A 1,236-nucleotide genomic window follows, 5' to 3' on the forward strand; every position below is an offset into this window, starting at 1 on the left:
GGCCCCCGGTGGGGGCCCGGGCCGACGTGTCTTCGTACGATCGGCCTGACCAGCATGTGGAGGATGGTTCAGTCCACCGGGGATCCGCTTGTAGGCTGGCGGTCAGTTCCAACCGGACGACGTGGTCCGGTCGTCGGCCCACGTTGCAAAGGTTCTTCCTGCCATGCGCATTGGTGTGCTCACTTCCGGAGGCGACTGCCCCGGCCTCAATGCCGTCATCCGTTCCGTCGTGCACCGCGCCGTCGTCGACCACGGCGACGAGGTGATCGGCTTCCGCGACGGCTGGCGGGGTCTGCTGGAGTGCGATTACCGCAAGCTCGACCTCGATGCCGTGAGCGGCATCCTGGCCCTCGGCGGCACCATCCTCGGGTCCTCCCGCGTCCAGCCCGCGCACCTGCGCGACGGTGTGGAGCGGGCCCGGGGCCACGTCGCCGACCTCGGTCTGGACGCGATCATCCCGATCGGCGGCGAGGGCACCCTGAAGGCCGCCCACCTGCTCGCGCAGGCCGGGCTGCCGATCGTCGGCGTGCCGAAGACCATCGACAACGACATCGCCTCGACCGACGTCACGTTCGGTTTCGACACGGCCGTCGGCGTCGCCACCGAGGCCCTGGACCGGCTGAAGACCACCGCCGAGTCCCACCAGCGCGTGATGGTCGTGGAGGTCATGGGCCGCCACACCGGCTGGATCGCGCTGCACTCGGGCATGGCGGCCGGCGCGCACGCGATCGTGGTGCCGGAGCGCCCGTTCGACATCGAGGAGCTGACGGCGATCGTCGGCGAGCGGTTCTCGGCGGGCAAGCGGTTCGCGATCGTCGTGGTCGCCGAGGGTGCCAAGCCGGCCGAGGGCTCGATGGCCTTCGAGCAGGGCGGTACGGACATGTACGGCCACGAGCGGTTCGCCGGCATCGGCAACCGGCTCGCCGTCGAGCTGGAGGCCCGGCTCGGCAAGGAGGCCCGTCCGGTGATCCTGGGCCACGTCCAGCGCGGCGGCACGCCCACCGCGTACGACCGGGTCCTCGCGACCCGCTTCGGCTGGCACGCGGTGGAGGCGGCGCACCGGGGCGAGTTCGGCATGCTGACGGCCCTGCGCGGCACCGACATCGTGATGGTGCCGCTGGCGGAGGCCACATCGACCCTCAAGACCGTCCCGGCCGAGCGGTACGAAGAGGCGCAGAACGTTCTGTGATGTTTCCCCCCTGTTGAGTGCCGCCCCCGGACGCGATCGCGTCCGGG

1 protein-coding gene is annotated in these 1,236 nt (G+C 71.1%); it reads left to right on the forward strand.

Features of this window, described 5'->3' with window-relative positions; genetic code table 11:
* Positions 1 to 163 precede the first annotated feature (163 nt).
* On the forward strand, positions 164 to 1,189 hold the full coding sequence (locus tag ACFV0Q_RS41810) for a 6-phosphofructokinase (protein ID WP_385013358.1): 1,026 nt from the start codon (positions 164 to 166) through the stop codon (positions 1,187 to 1,189).
* Positions 1,190 to 1,236 lie beyond the last annotated feature (47 nt).

Origin of the sequence: Streptomyces sp. NPDC059564 (genome assembly GCF_042735575.1) — a bacterium.
Lineage (GTDB): Bacteria > Actinomycetota > Actinomycetes > Streptomycetales > Streptomycetaceae > Streptomyces.

Coding starts and splice junctions, on each gene's coding strand:
- ACFV0Q_RS41810 (WP_385013358.1), top strand. CDS start 164: ATGCGCATTGGTGTGCTCACTTCCGGAGGCGACTGCCCCGGCCTCAAT.